Origin of the sequence: Methanobrevibacter thaueri (assembly GCF_015062915.1) — an archaeon.
Lineage (GTDB): Archaea > Methanobacteriota > Methanobacteria > Methanobacteriales > Methanobacteriaceae > Methanocatella > Methanocatella thaueri_B.
Genome location: NZ_SUTJ01000001.1, coordinates 134,675 through 154,487 on the forward strand (window position 1 = coordinate 134,675; position 19,813 = coordinate 154,487).

At 37.5% G+C, this 19,813-nt stretch carries 17 protein-coding genes and 1 tRNA gene; 5 read left to right on the forward strand and 13 right to left on the reverse strand.

Features of this window, described 5'->3' with window-relative positions:
• Window positions 1-411: 411 nt before the first annotated feature.
• From E7Z78_RS00790 to aroA, 9 genes are all read right to left on the reverse strand, one after another.
• Window positions 412-1,170: a hypothetical protein gene (locus E7Z78_RS00790; RefSeq protein ID WP_303723273.1), complete on the reverse strand. Its 759-nt coding sequence runs from the start codon at window positions 1,168-1,170 to the stop codon at window positions 412-414.
• A 268-nt stretch (window positions 1,171-1,438) separates the two neighbouring features.
• Window positions 1,439-1,867, reverse strand: coding sequence for a M48 family metallopeptidase (locus E7Z78_RS00795; RefSeq protein WP_303723274.1), 429 nt, complete (start codon window positions 1,865-1,867; stop codon window positions 1,439-1,441).
• Between the two features lie 83 nt (window positions 1,868-1,950).
• Window positions 1,951-3,297, reverse strand: a complete 1,347-nt coding sequence (cysS, locus tag E7Z78_RS00800) for a cysteine--tRNA ligase (RefSeq protein WP_303723275.1) — start codon at window positions 3,295-3,297, stop codon at window positions 1,951-1,953.
• Between the two features lie 32 nt (window positions 3,298-3,329).
• Window positions 3,330-3,401, reverse strand: a tRNA-Cys gene (locus E7Z78_RS00805).
• A 73-nt stretch (window positions 3,402-3,474) separates the two neighbouring features.
• Window positions 3,475-3,849, reverse strand: a complete 375-nt coding sequence (locus E7Z78_RS00810) for a transcriptional regulator (protein WP_303723276.1) — start codon at window positions 3,847-3,849, stop codon at window positions 3,475-3,477.
• Window positions 3,850-3,860: 11 nt separating this feature from the next.
• Window positions 3,861-4,568, reverse strand: coding sequence for a serine O-acetyltransferase (gene cysE / locus E7Z78_RS00815; protein WP_303723277.1), 708 nt, complete (start codon window positions 4,566-4,568; stop codon window positions 3,861-3,863).
• A gap of 60 nt (window positions 4,569-4,628) precedes the next feature.
• Window positions 4,629-5,576, reverse strand: coding sequence for a cysteine synthase A (gene cysK / locus E7Z78_RS00820; RefSeq protein WP_303723278.1), 948 nt, complete (start codon window positions 5,574-5,576; stop codon window positions 4,629-4,631).
• 140 nt (window positions 5,577-5,716) lie between these two features.
• The gene (nth, locus tag E7Z78_RS00825) at window positions 5,717-6,346 is read right to left on the reverse strand and encodes an endonuclease III (protein WP_303723279.1); all 630 of its coding nucleotides are present in this window, start codon (window positions 6,344-6,346) and stop codon (window positions 5,717-5,719) included.
• Complete coding sequence (gene aroA, locus E7Z78_RS00830) at window positions 6,339-7,661, reverse strand: 3-phosphoshikimate 1-carboxyvinyltransferase (RefSeq protein WP_303723280.1); 1,323 nt, start codon at window positions 7,659-7,661, stop codon at window positions 6,339-6,341. Before aroA ends, nth begins: the two co-directional genes overlap by 8 nt.
• Before the next feature lie 44 nt (window positions 7,662-7,705).
• On the opposite strand from aroA, the gene E7Z78_RS00835 reads away from it, so the two are divergent.
• Together E7Z78_RS00835 and E7Z78_RS00840 are read left to right on the forward strand one after the other, a co-directional pair.
• Entirely contained in the window at window positions 7,706-8,272 is a 567-nt protein-coding gene (locus E7Z78_RS00835; protein ID WP_303723281.1) for a sugar O-acetyltransferase, read from the forward strand.
• An 8-nt stretch (window positions 8,273-8,280) separates the two neighbouring features.
• Entirely contained in the window at window positions 8,281-8,874 is a 594-nt protein-coding gene (locus tag E7Z78_RS00840) for a hypothetical protein (protein ID WP_303723282.1), read from the forward strand.
• On the opposite strand, the gene E7Z78_RS00845 is transcribed toward E7Z78_RS00840, so the two are convergent.
• Window positions 8,867-11,581: a valine--tRNA ligase gene (locus E7Z78_RS00845; protein ID WP_303723283.1), complete on the reverse strand. Its 2,715-nt coding sequence runs from the start codon at window positions 11,579-11,581 to the stop codon at window positions 8,867-8,869. The two genes, E7Z78_RS00840 and E7Z78_RS00845, sit on opposite strands and share 8 nt — an antisense overlap.
• A gap of 174 nt (window positions 11,582-11,755) precedes the next feature.
• Here E7Z78_RS00845 and E7Z78_RS00850 point away from each other — a divergent pair, with 174 nt between their 5' ends.
• Together E7Z78_RS00850 and pheT are read left to right on the forward strand one after the other, a co-directional pair.
• Window positions 11,756-12,112, forward strand: a complete 357-nt coding sequence (locus E7Z78_RS00850) for a hypothetical protein (RefSeq protein ID WP_303723284.1) — start codon at window positions 11,756-11,758, stop codon at window positions 12,110-12,112.
• Between the two features lie 18 nt (window positions 12,113-12,130).
• Complete coding sequence (gene pheT / locus E7Z78_RS00855) at window positions 12,131-13,789, forward strand: phenylalanine--tRNA ligase subunit beta (protein WP_303723285.1); 1,659 nt, start codon at window positions 12,131-12,133, stop codon at window positions 13,787-13,789.
• Between the two features lie 189 nt (window positions 13,790-13,978).
• Here the strand turns inward: pheT and E7Z78_RS00860 are convergent, their stop codons facing one another.
• The 3 genes from E7Z78_RS00860 to E7Z78_RS00870 are packed head-to-tail and all read right to left on the reverse strand — an operon-like array spanning window position 13,979 to window position 16,453.
• Window positions 13,979-14,239 carry a winged helix-turn-helix domain-containing protein gene (locus tag E7Z78_RS00860; RefSeq protein ID WP_303723286.1) on the reverse strand — a complete coding sequence of 87 codons (261 nt, stop codon included), beginning with the start codon at window positions 14,237-14,239 and terminating at the stop codon, window positions 13,979-13,981.
• 23 nt (window positions 14,240-14,262) lie between these two features.
• Complete coding sequence (locus E7Z78_RS00865) at window positions 14,263-14,667, reverse strand: secondary thiamine-phosphate synthase enzyme YjbQ (protein WP_303723287.1); 405 nt, start codon at window positions 14,665-14,667, stop codon at window positions 14,263-14,265.
• Window positions 14,668-14,722: 55 nt separating this feature from the next.
• Window positions 14,723-16,453 carry a nitrous oxide reductase family maturation protein NosD gene (locus tag E7Z78_RS00870; RefSeq protein WP_303723288.1) on the reverse strand — a complete coding sequence of 577 codons (1,731 nt, stop codon included), beginning with the start codon at window positions 16,451-16,453 and terminating at the stop codon, window positions 14,723-14,725.
• 365 nt (window positions 16,454-16,818) lie between these two features.
• On the opposite strand from E7Z78_RS00870, the gene E7Z78_RS00875 reads away from it, so the two are divergent.
• Entirely contained in the window at window positions 16,819-19,770 is a 2,952-nt protein-coding gene (locus tag E7Z78_RS00875) for a right-handed parallel beta-helix repeat-containing protein (RefSeq protein WP_303723289.1), read from the forward strand.
• The last annotated feature ends 43 nt before the right edge of the window (window positions 19,771-19,813 follow it).

The following is a 19,813-nucleotide window of genomic DNA, read 5'->3' on the forward strand; positions in this document are numbered from 1 at the left end:
TCAAAACCATGGCAATGAAGCTCTCAACTGAATGATAAGCAATGATAAAATAACCGAATACAATGAAGACACTTAAAAAAATAATATACAAATACAAAACATGAATATTGTCACATTTCATTTAAAATCACCCAAATAGATTATATTTATCCAAAATAATAAGAATGCATAACAATATTGTATCAATTATGATGATTTTATAAAAAAATCCATCCCACTTATCAATTCCACGGATTTTATATATGAAATAGACTATTAGACTGAAAACAAAATAGGATAGGATCATCAGCTTCAAAAAAGACATTTATAAACCTCATTTTACTTATTTTACATTTTTAGTTACCTTATTATAAATAAGTACCCCATCATTGCCATAATCATTACGCCAATTATAAATTCATGTTTATAATTCTAAATAAAGTTAATAATAAATAATACTACACTTATCAAGATAACAGCAAATAAGCAATATTTCAACAAACCATCAAAAGTCTTTATTTCAAACGGCAGCATTTTATTCATAATATCTGGAGATAAAATTAAACCGCCGCATAATAATGAAACTGCCAATGCAATAATATCATGATTAAATGAATTAGAGTAACCTAATACATCTTTTATAATCCACAATAACGAAATGCCTAATGGACCCCTTCCTAACATGAAACCAAGAAGAAGAAAAAATACCGGATGATAACCGATAACCTGCTTGCCAGACACTAAACGGCAATTTTCATCACGAAAAACATTCAATCTTAAAAACATGAACACAAATGGAAAATACATCGCTAGTCCAAAAGCAACGGCACTGCCCAATCCTTCAAAAGTAAATGCAAGCAATGCAATAAACCAGGACACAGCAAATGTTAATGGAAAGAGTATAATCACTACACCCTGATAAGACATCCCCGGAAACCTTCCAGAAATCAAATCGTATTTCTCATCTAAAAAATCCCTCTTATATATCAATATTGAAAACATCACTCCAAGAATAGTTATTCCCAATAATGACAAAACAAAATCAATATGAAGGAAAAAATATAATAATAAACACAAAAATAAACCTAAAACTTCCGTGTAAAAAAATAAATAAATTGAATAAACTTTCAGCTCATCCTTATTTAAATTAATCCACCCTTTAGATCTAATGATATTTAAATTAGTAAACAAAAATACACCTCCAATAGTAATCAGCAACCATTTTACTTTAAATTACCATCATAAATAGTACCCCATCATTGCCATAAGTAGTATTCCAATTATCAAAAATTTTTTAACCCATTACTCCTTTTAATTCAAAAGGCAATATTTTATTTGCAATATCTGGAGATAATATGAATGAAACAATCAGTATTGAACAAATACTAGATTAAATATGTATTAACATTATTTTTAACAATCCCCTCCATGACTTTCATCAATGAAATTATAAAAAAAACTATTTAATTAAAATCAACCTATTCTTTTCATTTTGAATTTCAACTTTAGGAAATTCCTCATATTTAATTAAATACTCATCATACAGTTCTAATGCATCATCATACTTTCCCATCCTCTGTAAAGCCTGACCATATTTTAAATAGAATAACTTAACTAAATTATAATCATCAAAATAAGTGTCATAAACTTTTTCAAAACCTATGACTGCCCCTTCAAAACTTCCAATCGAAACTAATAAACAACATCTGGAAATTTGATATGACAAATTGCCAGGATTTAAATCAAGACACCGATCCATTAAATTAATTGCTGCATGATAATCACCCATCTTAGAAAGTATGTCACTTTTTCTGTCCCTTCCAAAAAAAATATGTAATTTATGGTTAAACTTATTAAAAACAGCATATATAAAGTTTTTCGCATGCAAGCGCTTACTTACATGGTAAAATTAGAAAAATAATGAAATAAAAAAAGAATTAATAAAAAAAGAAAAGAGAAAATGATTTTCCCTTAATCGTTGATTTCATAGCCTAACTCTTGTAGGCTATCACGTATTTTATCGGAAAGGTCATATTGCTTGTTGGCTCTTAACTCTGATCTTACTTCTGAAATCAAGTTAAGAAGGTCATCGGAACCTGCATTGACCTCTTCAGTCTCAAAGCTGACTCCCAAAATATGAGCAACATCATCAAGGAATGCCTTTATTGCAATCTTGTCCTCATCTGAGTAGCTGTCCAACTCGTTTTTGGTGTCATTGATCAATCCGAATATTGCAGCGATTGCCTTTGGAGTGTTGAAGTCATCATCCATGCTGTCGAAGAATTCCTTCATGTGAGGTGCCAATGCATCACATTCGAATTTTTCATCTCCGACTTCAACGTCAAGTTGCTCGTAGTATTTCCTGATTCTGTCAAGGCTTCTTTCTGATTGGTGAAGTGAATCCTTGGAAAAGTCAATCGGGCTTCTGTAATGGGTTGAAAGCACGAAGAATCTGAAAGTGTCCGGTTCATAGCTTTCAAGCAGTTCACGGATTGTGATGAAGTTATGGAGTGATTTTGACATCTTTTCTCCATTAACGTTTAAGAATCCTGTGTGCAACCAGTATCTTACCATTGGGGATTTTCCTGATACCGCTTCCATCTGTGTGATTTCCGCTTCGTGATGAGGGAATATCAGGTCAAGTCCTCCACCGTGGACATCGTATTGCTCTCCGAAGTAGTATTCAGTTATTGCAGTGTCTTCAATGTGCCATCCAGGTCTTCCGTCTCCCCATGGGGACGGCCATGTTGGCTCGTCGACGCCTTCACGTTTTTTCCATAGCGCAAAATCCTGATGGTTTTTCTTTGTGGTTTCTGCAATTTCCCTGTGGGATTCAAGCTCTTCAACATTCCTGTTTGAGAGTTTTCCGAATTCCTCAAAGGTGTCTATTTCAAAGTATACTCCATCTTCGGTTTCATAAGCGAATCCCTTATCAATCAGCCTTTGGATCTGGTCGATGATTTCAGGCATGTGATCGGTTGCCCTTGCGAATAGGTTGACCCCGTTGACATTCAGTTTGGCCATGTCTTCACGGTAGCGTTTTTCAAACTTGCGTGCCAATTCGCCGGCAGGTATTCCGCTTTCCTTTGACCTGTTGATTATTTTATCATCAACATCGGTTACGTTTTGGATATAGAATACTGCATATCCCTTATATTCCAAGTATCTTTTTATTGTGTCGAATGAAATGTATGTTCTTCCGTGCCCAATATGTGCGTCATCATAAACTGTCGGACCGCATACAAATAGGTTAACTCTGTTATCGTTAATTGTTACAAAATCCTCTTTACTGCGAGTTAAAGTTGAATAAATTTCCATAAAAATAAACCTCGAAAAAAAGTAATTGTAAAAGGCAAGTGAGGGATTTGAACCCCCGTATTATGGTCTGCAGCCACACACCTAAGCCACTCGGTAAACTTGCCATCAACATATATAGGATAATAAAATATTGGTGATTAATAGTTTATATAGTTTACTATTTTTCCCAATATTTTCCTATTCCGCTTCGGAACCCAAGCAAGATTGACAATCTTCGCCAAGCTCATCCTTATTAATGTTAAGTTGCTCTAAAACATCTACTGTTTTAACATTCTTGCATATTGCACATGTCCTTGGAATCAAGTCAGCTTTTGTAGCTTCCCCTTCAGACAATTGGCGAGCAAATTCATGAATCTTTGCCCTTACATTATCATCAAGCTTAATTCCACTGCCTCTTTTATCAGTTATGTACTGGGAAACTGCAGGCTGGGTAATGTCCATGAGTTCGGAAACATCCTTCTGTTTCATTCCTAAGTTCAAAAGTTCTTTTGCTAGTTCAGATCTGATTGCAGGTATTACATACCATACTACGATTTCACAAGGTGGTTTCATAAAAATCCCTTCTATTTTTTAAACAAATCCTCTAAATCTTCTTGTTCATCTCGAATATCTTCAGTTAAGCATAGTTCATGCTTTTCAAATAAAATCTCAAATCTTTTATCGTTTTCTTGAAGATGTTTTTCGAGTATCCTGATTGCATCAGCGACAGGGTCTGGAAGTTTATTGTGGTCAAGGTCGACTTTTTCCGGACGCACTCCTTTGCGCCTTACGATACGGCCAGGAACACCAACACATGTTGATTGAGGAGGAACATCCTTGAGCACTACAGCGCCTGTACCAATTTTTGAGTATTCACCTATGGTAATATTACCCATTACCTTAGCACCAGCTCCAATAATCACTCCCTTTTCAATTGTAGGGTGTCTTTTTGTTTTTTCTGTACTTGTACCTCCAAGAATCACTCCCTGATAGATTAGGACATCATCGCCAACAATGGCGGTTTCCCCAACAACGACTCCCATACCATGGTCGATAAATACGCGTTTGCCAAATGTTGCACCGGGGTGAATTTCAATTCCGGTTAAGAACCTAGCTAGATTGGAATTCATACGAGCAAGCAACTTTAAAGAATGATTCCATAACCAGTGACTCACTCTATGAAATAATAATGCATAAAATCCCGGATAGCATAAGAATATCTCTAACGTAGACCTTGCTGCAGGATCCTTATCTTTAATAGCTTGTATTTCAGCCCTTAACCCATTGAACATTATACCCCTCAGTGATGTTATACTTTAATTTTATATAACATATGGTATATATAATTTTACTTAATCAAATAACCAGTCTACAGAGAGATATCTCTCACCGTTATCCGGTAAGATTGCTATTATTCTTTTGCCTTTATTTTCTTCTTTTTTAGCCAATTCCAATGCTGCCCATGTTGCTGCACCTGATGAAATTCCGGAAAATATACCTTCCTCCTTAGCAAGAGCAAGCAAAGTGTTTCCGGCATCCTCATTTTCAACCGGAATGATTTCATCAATCACCTCAGCGTCATAGATTGAAGGCACAAATCCTGCACCGATACCTTGGATCTTGTGAGGTCCTTTTTCGCCTTTTGCCAAGGTCTGTGAATCCTTAGGTTCAACGGCAACGATTTTGACATCAGGAACTTCCTCTTTCAATACCTTACCGATTCCGGTGATTGTTCCTCCGGTTCCAACACCTGCAATGACAATATCCACGTTTCCTTCAGTGTCCCTTAAGATTTCCTGAGCTGTGGTTTCAGCATGAATCTTTACATTTGCAGGGTTGTCGAATTGGCCTAAAATAATTGAGTCAGGAGTTTCCTCATTGAGTTCATTTGCCCTTGCAATGGCTCCGCCCATTCCATCGGCACCTGGAGTCAATACCAATTCTGCACCCAATATGCTTAGGAATTTTCTCCTTTCGATGGACATGGTTTCAGGCATGGTCAATATCAGCTTGTAGCCTTTGGCAGCCGCTGCAAATGCAAGTCCTATACCGGTGTTTCCACTGGTTGGCTCGATGATTGTTGCACCCGGCTTGAGAAGGCCTTTTTCCTCTGCATCCTCAATCATTGCAACTGCAACTCTGTCTTTTACACTACCAGTAGGGTTGAATGATTCGATTTTAACGTCGACTTCTGCTTCTAAATCTTTTGTTAGGTTGTTCAATCTTACAATCGGAGTGTTTCCAATTGCGTCTACAACACTATCAAGTACTCCTCTTTTTAATTTTGGAACGTTTACCATAATTTTTTCTCCTTATTTATTAATTGTTTTTACTGGTATATTAAAAGGGTTAATTTAAACGTTAATATAACATTCGTTATAATAACTATTGTTATATAACATTGTTTTACTTTATAAATGTTTTGGAAAAAATAGAAAAATCACACATTACCTGCAAAGTAATCGCAGATATCTGTGCATGGACAAATCTCACATTGCGGGCCAATTGGCTTGCAGATATTCTGGCCAAACTGCACCATCAGGTCATTCAGCTTAATCCACAAATCCTCAGGAGCAATCTTGCACAGTTCAAGTTCAGTATCCTCAGGATTTTTAGTATCAACCAAGCCCAAACGGTTTGAAATCCTATGAACATGAGTGTCAACCGGAATAGCCGGAAGCTCAAAAGCAAAAACCATCACGCAATTTGCGGTTTTCCTGCCGACTCCTGGAAGCTTAATCATTTCCTCAACGGTATCCGGGACCTCTCCGCCATACTGGTCAATAAGGATTTGTGAAACCTCCTGAATACGGGCAGCCTTCACATTGTAAAAACCAGCAGGCCTAATCAGCTCCTTGACATCCTCAATAGGTGCATCCACAACTGCGTAAATGTCAGGATACTTTTCAAACAGGTTATTAGTGGCCTGATCTGTATTCTCATCCCTTGTCCTTTGGGACAGTATTGTTCTGATTAAGACCTTATAAGGGTCATGGTCAAGGAAGGTTCTGATTGTAAATACTCCTTCCAACTCTTCAATCAACTTGATAACTCTTTCTTCCTTATTCATCCTCTAACTCCAGTTCAAATCCTAATTCAGCCATGCTTTCAATGAAATTTGGGAAGGACACGTCAAACACTTCCCCATTTGTAATTTTAATGTCATGCTTGAGGCCAATGAGGCTGAATGCCATGGCCAAACGATGATCACCATGAGAGTCAACAACACCTGATGTCACGCCACCTGTGATGCTCATGCCGTCCTCATGCTCTTCCAGCCTGCAGCCCAGTTTTTCAAGTTCCCTGCAGGTGGTGTCAATTCTGTCGGTTTCCTTAACCCTTGCATGAGCCACACCAGTTATATTGGTTGTTCCCTCTGCCATTGCAGCCAATACCGCAACAGTTATCAGCAAATCCGGCGCATTGGATAAGTTAACGTCAATGGCTTTCAGATTGCCGTCAGAGACTATCTCAACATAATCCTCTCCACGAACTATTGTGGCGCCCATATCCTGGAGAATGTCCAATATGTACTTGTCCCCCTGCTTGGAGTCAAAGAACAGGTTCCTGATTTTAGCCTTTCCACCATTGATTGCAATCAATGCTAATAAATATGATGCTGAGGAGTAATCTCCCTCGACAGTGTAGTCACAGGCAACATAATCCTGCTTTAAAACCTTATACTCATCAATCCTGCAGCTTTGATGCTCCTTGTCGCAGGAGTCATGCTTCAGGTAATATCCCTTAAGGACCTTGACTCCGAATTTCCTCATTATATCCACAGTCATGTTCACATAAGGCTTTGACTTGAATTCAGGCAGCACATATAATGTTCCGCCCTTTTCAGACAAAGGTGAAGAGATAATGATTGATGAGATGAACTGTGAGCTCACATTACCCATGATGTTGGTTTCACCGCCAAGATAACCCGGCTTGATTAAAATCGGTGCCTTCTCATTGTCATTCAATGATTCGGTTTCAACACCTAACGGCCAAAGGGCATCCATAAGAAGTCCCATCGGACGGGTTTGAAGCGAATCGTCACCGGTCAATATGACTTCATTGTCGCTTAACGCAGAAACGCTTGTCATGAGTCTTAAGGTAGTTCCTGAGTTGGCAAGGTCAATCGGTTCGTCTGATGAATTGTGCAACTTTCCACCGGTACCGATTACCTCCAAATAATCATCTTTTTTGGTAATTTCAGCACCTAAAGCTTCACACACCCTAATGGAAGCTAAGGTATCTTCTGAGTATAGCATGTCATAAAGTTTTGAGGTTCCATTAGCCAGACTGGCCAGAATTACTGCTCTGTGGGAATAGCTTTTTGATGGTGGTGCCTTGACGACCCCACCGATTTCTGAAATATTTTTTACCTTAAGAATCATTTTATCAATAATATTTTTAATTAAAATTCAATAAATACTTACCTATGAAGGAATTTGACAAAATGCTGGCAGGTCTTGAGTACTGTTATGACGAAGAGGAAATATCCTTAATGAAATTGCACGCCATTGAAAACGCAAACATATTCAATTCACTTCCCGAGGACGATTTGGACAAGCAACATGAGGTATTGAGTGAAATTTTAGGTTCAGTGGGTGAAAAGGTATGGATTGCAAAGAGATTCTGCTTTGACTATGGCAAAAACATCCATATCGGAAACAACTTTACTGGAAACTTCAATTTGACAATACTTGACATTAACGAGGTTCATATTGGAGACAATGTCATGATCGGTCCAAACACTACAATAACAACCGTTGGCCACCCATTATCACCTAAAAAAAGAAGGGAACATATGGGACAGGCCAGTGAAATTAGAATCGGCAATGATGTCTGGTTGGGCGCCAATGTGACAATATTGCCTGGCGTGACCATTGGAGACAATGTGGTAGTTGGAGCCGGAGCTGTTGTGACAAAGGACATTCCAGACAATTCCCTTGCAGTGGGCGTTCCTGCAAGAGTAGTAAAAGAAATTGAAAATGATTTGGACTAAAAAATAACATGAATTCAAGAAACATTAATATTGCAATAAACCTATTAATTATTATTTTGGAAATCATTGGATTCCTACTGGTTTTTAACGAGCTTGGAATTGCTTCATTGGAATATTACACTGAGGACAGCAATTTGCTGCTTTTAATTTCATCTTCAATATTTCTAATATTACTGCTGAAAAATGAGGAACCTCCATCATGGTTCAAGTCCTTAAGATTTGCTGCAATTGTCTCAACAACATTGACACTGATAATCGTATTGACCGTATTGTCATGGACAACAGATTTGGGATTGCATCATCTCTTATTCGGAGGGTCCATGCTGTATCATCACACGCTTTGTCCGGTTTTAGCAATTTTTGCATTTTCAATTGAAAAATACGATAAATTAAATGCAATTCATGGATTATGCTTCACAATAATATATGCCATAATCATGATTGTTTTAAATATCTTAAAAATAGTGGAAGGGCCTTACCCGTTCCTGTTGGTCTATAATCAGCCGGTAATCCATTCGATAATGTGGACTGTCGTTATTTTAGCCATTACCTATGCAATAGCTTTAATCTTAAAAAAAGTTAATGGAAAAGTAATCATCTGATTACTTCCACAATCATATCTAAGTTTTCGGATTGGAGAATATCCACTTTCTTACCGGATGCTCCAACAATATCCTTTTTGATGTTAAGCATGTCTTCAGGAACAACAATATCTCCGATGGTCAATTCATGGTTTTCCTCTAAGGCAGCACCGATTTCATCGATATCGGTTGATTTGAGATAACCAATGATTTTACCTGCATCGCCTTTGAATGTTGGTCCGATTTTTGACATTTCAGGTTCAACTTCAATGATTTTTTCATGCACTTCAGGTTTTCCTGAGCTGATTTCCAAATCAGTGATTTTCAATGTTCCCTTGATGTCTTCATCAAACTGGTTGAAAATGTCAACCAATTCCTCATCGGAAGTGTATACGTTGACTTCCGCAAGTTCTGCATTCAATGGGATTTTTGAAGCTGACTTGAATCTTCTGACCTCGTCAATAAGCTCAACGGTGGTTTCACCTTTGCTTTCCATTTCCTCACTGATTAATTCCTCATAGACTTCAGGCCATAAGGTAGTGTGGATTGACTCGTCTGAGAAGTATTGGTAAACCTCTTCTGTGAAGAACGGTGCGATTGGAGCCATCAATTTTAATGAAGTCTCAACAACAGTTCTTAAAGTGTATTTTGCTGCTCTTCTTGATTCGTCTGAAACATCAGTGTATAATCTGTATTTTACAGCCTCGATGTACTCGTCACAGAAGTCATGCCAGAAGAACCTTTCGATTGGAGTGATTGTCTGTGCGAAGTTATATTCTGCAAATGCAGTGTCAACAATCTTGTTTAAGTTGTTTAATTTTGAAAGAATCCATAAGTCCAATGGCCCTAAATTGTCTTTAACTTCATCATATGTTACTTCCTCATCGAAGATTTGCATGCTTATGAATCTGAATGCGTTCCAGAATTTTCTTAAGAAACGGTAACCGTGCTTGATGTCTTTCCAGTCGAATATTACGTCAGACCCTGGTACGCTGTTAGCTGCCCATGTCCTTAAGGAGTCTGCACCGTATTTTTCAATTACCTCTTCCGGTCCGACAACGAATTCAGGACGTGATTTACTCATCTTGTTTCCATCCTCACCGAACACCATACCGTTGATTACAATGTCATCGAATGGTTTTTTGCCGGTTAAGGCAATGCATCTTAAAGTGGTGTAGAATGCCCATGTACGGATGATGTCGTGTCCTTGCGGACGAATGCTAGATGGAAAATGATTTACGTAATCCTCATCAGGCCATCCTGCAATGGATAACGGTGAAATTGATGAGTCCATCCAAGTGTCTAAAACATCCACTTCAGGAATGAATTCCTCACAACCGCATTCACATGCATGTTTAGGCTTGTCCACTGTAGGATCAATTGGCAAGTCTTCAGCGTCAGGTAAAATTACTTTACCACAGTCCTTACAGTACCATACAGGTATTGGGGTTGCAAATATCCTTTGCCTGGAGATACACCAGTCCCATTCCATGGAATCTGCCCAGTTGACCATACGGGATTTCATGTGTTCAGGCACCCATTTCATTTCATCTGCTGCAACTTTGGTTTTTTCGATTAAGTCACGCACCGCAACAAACCATTGCTCTTTGAGAAGAATTTCAACAGGAGTTTTACATCTCCAGCATTGACCTACATTTTGGTCAACTTCTTCCTGTTTTAAAAGATAGCCTTCAGCATCTAAATCTTCAATTGTCTGTTTTTTACAGCTTTGAAGGTCCATTCCTTCATATCTTCCAGCTGCTGAGGTCAATATGCCTGAATCATCCATGATATCGATTACTTCAAGGTCATATTTTTGAACCCAACTTACGTCAGTCTTGTCCCCGAAGGTACAAATCATTACTGCACCGGTACCGAATTCCGGATCAACCTCTTCATCTGCAATGATTTTAACTTTTTGATGTGAAAGAGGAACTTCAACATATTTTCCTAAAAGGTGAGTGTATCTTTCATCTTCGGGGTGAATTACAACTGCCACACATGCAGCCATCAGTTCAGGACGGGTGGTTGCAATCAAGATTCCCTCATCTTTAGGGTCAGCCTGTTTTCCTGATTCCTGTGATGATGCAATGTCTTCATATGAATCTTCCACAGCAGGTGGGAAATTGACATAGTTTAAGAATGTAGTGTTGTCTGAGTATTCAACTTCCGCAAAAGCGATAGCTGTTTGACAGCGAGGACACCAGTTTACAGGGTGTTTTCCCTGATAGATCAAACCTTCCTCATACATTTTTAAAAATGAATACTGGGTCTTTCTCATGTATTCAGGAGTCATTGTAACGAACTCTCTAGTCCAATCCTGTGAATAACCCATTGCACGCATCTGTGATTTCATTTTAGCAATATTATCAGTGGTTAAGTCAACACAAAGTTCTCTGAATTTAGCTCTTGAAACGTCATTTTTCTTGATTCCATGAGTTTCTTCAACCTTAACTTCAGTTGGAAGACCGTGGCAGTCCCATCCCTGGGTGAACAATACGTCATTGCCTTTTTGTCTTCTGTATCTTGCGTTCATATCAATGTAAACCCAATTCAATACGTGTCCCAAGTGAATGGAACCTGTTGGGTATGGTGGGGGAGTGTCAATGATGTATCTAGGACGAGAGCCATCTCCAATGTATTTGTAGATGTCTTCATCTTCCCATTTTTGCTCCCAAACCTTTTCTTTTTTAAAGTCATAGTCTTTAGGAATTTCTTCTTTTGACATGTATTTTCTCCTAGTTAATGTAAGTAAAAATAATATTATTAATTATGTAATTTATTATTTAAAAAAGTAATTGAATTTCAAATCTTTTGCAAAATAAAATAGATTAATAGTTAAATATATTATATAAAAAAATCAAATTATTAATATTATCAAAAATTAGGACTGTGTATAAAAATGAATTTATTATGGTTTTACGTGGCCGTTGTTTTGGCTATAAGCGATGTATTGCACACCACATTAATGTGGAAGGTCTTCAACAACTTCTACATAGTGTTGGGAGGATTAATTCAGCAATCCACTCATTCCACATGGCAGACATGGCTAGCACATGAGACAATGGAAGCAGGATTTCATTTCATAGTTATATCAATAGTGTTCTTAAACCCTGTTGTCGGTATCCTAGCAGCCCTGATTCATTTTGTGATTGATGTGACTCACACCATCCTAATAAGGGATATGGGTGAGTTGGAACATAGAGCTCTTCATTTCGTTATTGAATCTCTATTTTTCATGCTTATTTATGGATTATAAATTAAATGGAGTTATTAAATGCCAGTTATAACATTCAAATACGAAGACTTGAAAGATTTAGGAATAGATATGGAAAAAGATGAACTGATAGACACCCTTCCTATGATGTCCAGCGACATCGAGGACTTTGACGATGAGGAAATCAAGGTGGAATTCTTCCCAAACCGTCCGGACAACCTCTCCGTTGAAGGAGTGGCAAGATCATTTAAGGGATTCATCGGTCAGGAAACAGGACTTCCTGACTATCCTGTTGTGCCATCCAATGAGGAAGTTATCGTTGAAGCTGAAGTTGCAGCCATCAGACCGTACATTGCCTTTGCAAAAATCGATAATGTTGACTTTACTGGCGATAAACTGAAATACATTATGGATTTCCAGGAAAACCTTCACTGGGTTATCGGAAGGGACAGGAAAAAAGTGGCTATCGGTATCCACAATGCAGATGTTGTAAACGCTCCATTTAAATACATTGCAACCCCAAAGGATGCAAATGCATTCGTTCCATTAGAAAAAGACACTGAAATGACTCCTGATGAAATCTTGACTGAACATGACAAAGGAAAGGATTACGCTCATTTGATTGAAAACTTTGACAAGTATCCGTTAATCCTTGATAAGGACGACCAGGTATTGTCCATGCCACCTATCATCAACGGTGAGCTAACCAAAATCAAGGAAGACACCCACAACATCATTGTTGACGTTACAGGTACCGATGAACGGGCAGTCAATCAAGCATTAAACATCATATGCTCATCATTTGCTGAAGTGGGCGGCCAAATCAAGTCAATGGAAGTCAAATACGAAGACCACACTGTGGTAAGCCCTGACTTGACTCCTCAAGAGATGAACGTTCATGTTGACACAGCAAACGAATTGATTGGAGGAACCAGCCTGACTGCTGAAGACATCAAGGGATTGCTTGAAAAGGCACGTTTTGACGCTGAAATACTAAGCGACAATGAAGTAAAAGCAATCATTCCAGCATACAGGGTTGACATTTTACACGAAGTGGATATCGTTGAAAACATTGCAGTGCAATACCACATCAATGCCGTTGAAGCTAAATTGCCTGAAATCAACACTGTAGCTTATGAAAACGACTGGTTCAGAGCTGAATCAAAAATTCGTGAAGTCATGGTTGGTTTAGGATTCCAGGAAATAATGAGCCTCATGCTTACAAGCGAAGACGCACACTACACAAAAATGAACCAGGAAGAAAAACCTCATGTTCAAGTGGCAAAACCAATCACTATCGACAGGACCATGATCAGGACTAGTCTCATCAACAGCCTCATGGAATTTTTAGAGGACAACAAGCACGAGGACTTGCCTCAAAAGATTTTCGAAATCGGTGATGTTTTATACCTTGATGAAACCAAGGAAAACAAGACAGTCTCATCTAAGAAATTAGCTGCATTGATTTGCCATTCAACAGCAAACTTCACTGAAATCAAGTCCGTGATGACCAGCGTTCTTGCAAACCTCGGATACACTATGGAAATAGCTGACAGTGAAAACAAGACCTTCATTGAAGGAAGAGTGGCTGACGTTAAAGGTGAGTCTGAAAAAGGATTCATTAAAGGATTCTTCGGTGAGGTTTCACCTGAAGTGATTACCAACTTCACCTTGGAGTATCCTGTAATTGCGTTTGAAATAGAATTTATTAACAAATAGATTCTTTTCAATACCACAATTTTCTCATTTGAGTCTCCATCTGGGAGTAATTGCTCACGCTAGGAGAGACATCATAATTATTAAAAACAAGTATGAAAATTAACAATAATATAATTATAACTATCAAGATTATTGTCCATTTTCTCAATTAAATACCATCCATCATCAAGATTTATTTTTTTAAATAGCTTAACCTATAAGGTCTGCAATATCTTCGCCCTTTGGTGTTAATCTGTATATTCTGTTTTTTCTCTTTTCCTCATTGATGCATTCGGCAACACCGCATTCCTTGAGTTCGCGAAGAACCTTTGAAATGTGGTTTGACCTGATTCCAATATCCTCCGCCAAGTCTGTCGGGATCTTATTGGATTCGTTCAATGACTTTACAGACCTTTCCCTATAAGAGGAACTTATTACATAACCGTAGGTTTTTAATGTTTCATCATCCATAATATTCACATCTTAGTAATATATTATTTCCCTATTATTGTTAAACTTATTGTTCTTCCATGCCTTGGCCCGTCAAGTTCGACGAAAAACACTGACTGCCATGTGCCCAAATCCAACCTGCTGTTTTTAATTGGCAGACACTCGCTTGATGAAAGCAGGAATGATTTCAAGTGTGAACGTGCGTTATTGTCAATCCTGTCATGCTCATATGAGAACTTTTCATCAATCAAATTGTCCAATGTGAATTCCAAATCGCTTAAAAGACCAGACTCATTTTCATTGACAACAATTGCTGAAGTTGAGTGTCTTGAAAAGATTGAGACTATTCCGTTTTCGACATCGATTAAATCATTGATTCTTGATGTGATATCGATGATTTCAAAGTTCTTGTTAGTGTTGATTTTAAAAGAATGAGTTTTGATTTTCATTAATAATAATTAGTAATTAATAGTATAAATAAAAGAAAAAAAAGAAAAGAAAATTTTATTCAAAATCTTCTCTACGCCAGTACCCATAGATCAGCATTCCCATAACGGAAAGAATGCTTAACACTACAAGACCGGATGTATCAGTGATTTCTTTTGAAATCTTGCTTGGAGGTACAATTTCATATGCTTTACCCTCTTCGGACACTTCACCTTCACTGGCATCACCGGCATTAATGTTACCATTAGTCAATGCGCTTTCACCGTTATCTGAGGAATCCTTAAATGACCCTGATGCATTGGTACCGTAAACACCTGACTTATTGGAATTTGCATAATGGGCACTGTTTGAAGTTCCATTTTCTCCGTTTCCTTTAGCAACGCCAGTGCTTGCACTGGTTGAAGTCTGTGAACTAGAACCCTGAGCACCAGTTTTGCCGTCTGTTGACTGTGATGTCTGGGAGTCCTTGTTGTCCCCCTCATCACCTGAGGCAGCCTTATACTTGTAGGTCACCGGCTTTCCACCAATCATGACTTCCACATCATATTCCTTATCAGGATCAAGAGTGGCATCAATAGTAGCCTTACCATTGACAAACTTCGCAGTGTAGCGGTTTCCGTTAATGTTGACTGTAGTGTCAAAGGTTCCGAATTCCTTTACGGCCTGACCGCTTGTGTCATACATCTGAAGGCCAATACCGTTCTTGACTGATATTGTACCCATTTTCATGATTCCTGCAAGAAGCATTGGGCAGACGAATGTGTTTTCGTCATCAGTGGAGTCAAACCAATTGTCACCGAGCTTGAATGTTGGCAATTCAGGATTGTTTTTGGCCTGATATCCTTCATTATGAGCCAGAACATTGTACTTGACTTCTAATCTTGAAGGATCCCCTTCCTCAGCAGTCCTGAAATCCGCACCAAACAGCAAACCGTTACCGGATTCAAAAGCCCCCAATTCATAACTAGTGTCTCTACGGTTATAAGTGAATGAATTCGCATTAATCACATCATTTTTGGACTGTGAATCAATATAAATTCCATTTGGATTCTCATAAGCCTGATTATGCTTTATGATATTTCCTTTAGAGATATTGAACAATGAAATTCCATTGAAATTATTGTGATGAACCGTATTGTTGGTTATGTTACAATAATATATATTGGAAGTTTCAATTCCTGATCTCTTGTTGTATGAGACAATGTTTTTTGAAATCACTGAATTTTTAACATTCTTCAGTTGAATTCCATTTGAAGTTGCCTTTGAAATATTGTTGTTTGTCAATGCAATATTATCAGAATTCCTTACTAAAACACAATTTTTACCGCCGGTGATTACGTTCTTGTCAATTGTCACCTTGCTTGATGAGTCGACAATTATTCCATAATCACTATTGGATGCAATAATTGTTATTCCAGATAGAACACTGCCTGCGCTATTTGATGTAAAGTAAAATCCGAAAGTGTCAGTTATTCCCAGGCTTTTTGCCTTAGTGTTTAATTGGCTTGAAGTGTAAACCTTGGAGTTGGTTTTGGATATAATATTCAATTTTTTATCCACAACCAAAGAAACATTATTATATGTTTTGTCTGTAAATTCAAACGTATCTCCATCACTGGCTCCATCAAGCATTCCCTGAATATCTTCATTTGACAAATCAGAGGTGATCTGATAATTCACTCCCGCAAGAGTGTTGTCTGTTTGATTTTCTTCAGCCGCACTAACGGCAGTCACCAGGAATAAACCGATTAAGCATATGAATAAAATACTTGAAAATCTTTTATTCATATCTGTCTCTCCGGTATATACTTATAATCAATATATTACCAATCATGTGAAATTATTTTACTATTGATTGATAATATGTAGTTAAAATGGACCTGTTGCTTTTAAAGAGCAACGAATTATATTAACTTTAATATTGACTATATAATAAAATATTTATTCCATATTAGTATATAAACTTTGTTGAAAACTATGGAAAATAAAGCATATGCACGCTTTATACTGCTTACATACATTATTAACAATGTTATATCATTAATTAAAGATATTTAAATTTAAATATGATAAAAAATACAATATAAATTGTCTTGCTTATCGATTTGTTAAAGCAATACACGAATACAAAAAAATTAAAAAGGGAGAAAAAAATGAAAAAAAAGAGTTTAATACTTGCTATACTTCTTCTATTTGTTGTAATAATGAGTTCAAGTTCTGTATTTGCTGAAGAGATTACAGACGATACTCAACTACAACAAAATGACGATATAGTAATTGAAGAAACTGACGATGATAAATTATCATCAGAACAGACAATTACCGCTGGTTCAACTAGCGAACAAATACAGGAAAAGATCAATCAAATGTCCGATGGGGACACTTTGAACTTCGAGGCTGGAGACTATAGCGACATCTGTATCTACATTGACAAGAACATTACAGTAAACGGTAATGGCGCAAAGTTGATAGGATATGACACTCCTTCAAAAGACAACACTCCAGACCTAATTTGGAAACCAACAAATGAAAGCGGATATGCAATTGGAAACTTCGCAACATTATACATACTAAAAACAACCGGAGTTACAATAAACGGATTGACCATAGTTGGAGGTGCAAACAGTGCTCAAACTTACTCCAATGCAGTGGTCTATGCATATCAGGCTAAAAACATAACATTAACCAACAACATCATTGACGGATCATCATGGGGATTATACTTCCAAATGTGTAGTGATGGAATTGTTAAGGGAAATACAATTAAAGACCAAGCAGTTACCGGATTTTTAAACTTCGGTTCAGCTAGAACCCAAATAGAAAATAATAAAATCATCAATGCTAAAAACCATGGTATTGACGTTAGACACGGAACCGGACCAAATGTTCAAGTGATAAACAACACAGTAATAGGTTCTAAAGAAGGAATCTATCTCATGCACTCACAAGGCCACACCGCAGCAAACAATACACTTATTAACTGTACTATCAGTTCAATTTCATGTTACGGATCATCCAACATCAACATCAAAGGAAACAAAATGCAAAAATCAAGAATTGGAATATTATTAGGCGGAGGATACAAGAACATCACTGTTGGGGAAAACACCTTCTCTTTAGATAACCTGCCATTCCCACCAACCTTTGTTTACTATGTTGCTGAAGCAAAAGTAGATTATCAAAGCGCTACCAAAATGATGGGTACATTTAGCGATATGTCAAGTTATTCACCAAATTACATCGCATTCACAGGAATTGATGCTCCTAAAGACATTGCAATTGACTATGACACTATCTTGACAAAAACCGGAACTGTACATGAGGTTCCTGAAGGATACACAAGTTCACAAATTCAAGCCATTATCGATGGCATGAGCGATGGCGACTCCTTAAGCTTTGCTGAAAATGCAGTTTATAATGACATTTGCATCTACACCGATAAAAACATTAAAATATTCGGAAATAATGCTACATTAATCGGACTCACTAACATTGACATTAACAATTTACCTGAAAAAATTAGAAACTCAACTGAAAATGGAGGATATGCTATTGCATACCGTGCAGTATTATATGTAGTGAACAGTACTGGAGCAGTAGTCAGTGACCTGAATATCAAGGCTCAATACACAGGATATGACACTACAAAAGTAACAACAACTACTGATGAATATAAAACAGCCGGAATCTATGCAACAGGAAATAAAAACATGGTAATTACCGGATGTGACATTACCGGTGCATCATGGGGTATTTTCGGAGAATACTCTTCAAACAGCATCATCAGTAAAAATACAGTGCATGACATCTACACTACCGGTATCATGAACTTCGGTTCCCCAAATGCAATCATTGTTGAAAACACAATCACAAATGCGGTCAACCATGGTATTGACACCAGACACGGAACCGGACCTAATGTAACAATCGCATTCAACACCATTGCAGGTGCAAAAGAAGGAATATATCTCATGCACTCCAAAGGCCACAGTGTCTACAACAACACAGTGAAAGACTGTAAAATAAGTGGAATTACTGCATACGGATCTGGAAACGAAGCTATATTCAACAACACAATTTCCGGAAGCAGAATTGGCATTTTACTTGGTGGAGGATACTACAACGTGACAATCGGTGAAAACTCATATACATTAGATTACTTGCCATTCCCACCTACTTTTGTTACTTACCTTGCAAGAGCAGACAACAAGTACCAAAGCGCTAATGGAGTTATGAGAACTTACTCAGATAAGGAAACCATTACAATCAACGCTCCTGATGTAACCTCTGAATTAAATCAGGACAGTGCATTGACCATTACATTAATTGACCAAAACAATAAAGTAATGGCTGGAAAAGCAGTTTCAGTTAAACTCAATAATGTAACTTATAATGTGACAACTGATGAGAAAGGTATTGCAACTCTTCCTATTGATTTGCCAGTAGGAACATTTACAGCAGAAATTAGCTTTGCGGGAAGCGACAACTATGCAGCTGCAACTTCAAATGCTTCCGTGACAATCAATAAAATCACTACTGCATTAACCGCAGCGAACAAAAACGTTTACTTGCAAGCGATTGCTAAAGGCAGCAAATACCAAGTAACCCTCAAGGATGCAAACGGAAAAGCAATAGCTGGAAAAGAAATACTTGTCAGTTTCAACGGCAAAACCTACAAGGCAACAACCAATGCAAACGGTGTTGCTACAGTTACTTTAAAAGCTACAAAAACCGGATCTTTAAGGGCAACAGTCAAATTCGCTGGTGATGACACATACAAGGCAGCAAGCAAAACCGCTACTGTTAAAGTCACCAAGGAGGCTTCCAAATTGACTGCTAAAAAGAAAACTTTCAAGGCTAAAACCAAAACCAAAAAGTACACAGTTACCTTGAAATCCAAATCTGGTAAAGCGATTTCAAAAGCAAAAGTTACCATCAAAGTTAAAGGCAAAAAATACACTGCAAAAACCAATGCTAAAGGTAAGGCAACCTTTAAAATTACCAAATTGACTAAAAAAGGCAAACACAAAGCCACAGTCACATTTGCAGGTAACAAGTACTTTAACAAAGTAAGTAAAAAAGTAAAAATAACAGTTAAAAAATAGAAGAGATTGATTCTCTTCTTAAATTTTCTTTTTTTTAAAAAAA

Bases quoted from the DNA above. Each gene is read 5' to 3' on its own strand.
- cysS (WP_303723275.1), bottom strand. From the start codon at position 3,297: ATGGAAATTTATTCAACTTTAACTCGCAGTAAAGAGGATTTTGTAACA.
- E7Z78_RS00810 (WP_303723276.1), bottom strand. From the start codon at position 3,849: ATGAAACCACCTTGTGAAATCGTAGTATGGTATGTAATACCTGCAATC.
- cysE (WP_303723277.1), bottom strand. From the start codon at position 4,568: ATGTTCAATGGGTTAAGGGCTGAAATACAAGCTATTAAAGATAAGGAT.
- cysK (WP_303723278.1), bottom strand. From the start codon at position 5,576: ATGGTAAACGTTCCAAAATTAAAAAGAGGAGTACTTGATAGTGTTGTA.
- nth (WP_303723279.1), bottom strand. From the start codon at position 6,346: ATGAATAAGGAAGAAAGAGTTATCAAGTTGATTGAAGAGTTGGAAGGA.
- aroA (WP_303723280.1), bottom strand. From the start codon at position 7,661: ATGATTCTTAAGGTAAAAAATATTTCAGAAATCGGTGGGGTCGTCAAG.
- E7Z78_RS00835 (WP_303723281.1), top strand. From the start codon at position 7,706: ATGAAGGAATTTGACAAAATGCTGGCAGGTCTTGAGTACTGTTATGAC.
- E7Z78_RS00840 (WP_303723282.1), top strand. From the start codon at position 8,281: ATGAATTCAAGAAACATTAATATTGCAATAAACCTATTAATTATTATT.
- E7Z78_RS00845 (WP_303723283.1), bottom strand. From the start codon at position 11,581: ATGTCAAAAGAAGAAATTCCTAAAGACTATGACTTTAAAAAAGAAAAG.
- E7Z78_RS00850 (WP_303723284.1), top strand. From the start codon at position 11,756: ATGAATTTATTATGGTTTTACGTGGCCGTTGTTTTGGCTATAAGCGAT.
- pheT (WP_303723285.1), top strand. From the start codon at position 12,131: ATGCCAGTTATAACATTCAAATACGAAGACTTGAAAGATTTAGGAATA.
- E7Z78_RS00860 (WP_303723286.1), bottom strand. From the start codon at position 14,239: ATGGATGATGAAACATTAAAAACCTACGGTTATGTAATAAGTTCCTCT.
- E7Z78_RS00865 (WP_303723287.1), bottom strand. From the start codon at position 14,667: ATGAAAATCAAAACTCATTCTTTTAAAATCAACACTAACAAGAACTTT.
- E7Z78_RS00870 (WP_303723288.1), bottom strand. From the start codon at position 16,453: ATGAATAAAAGATTTTCAAGTATTTTATTCATATGCTTAATCGGTTTA.
- E7Z78_RS00875 (WP_303723289.1), top strand. From the start codon at position 16,819: ATGAAAAAAAAGAGTTTAATACTTGCTATACTTCTTCTATTTGTTGTA.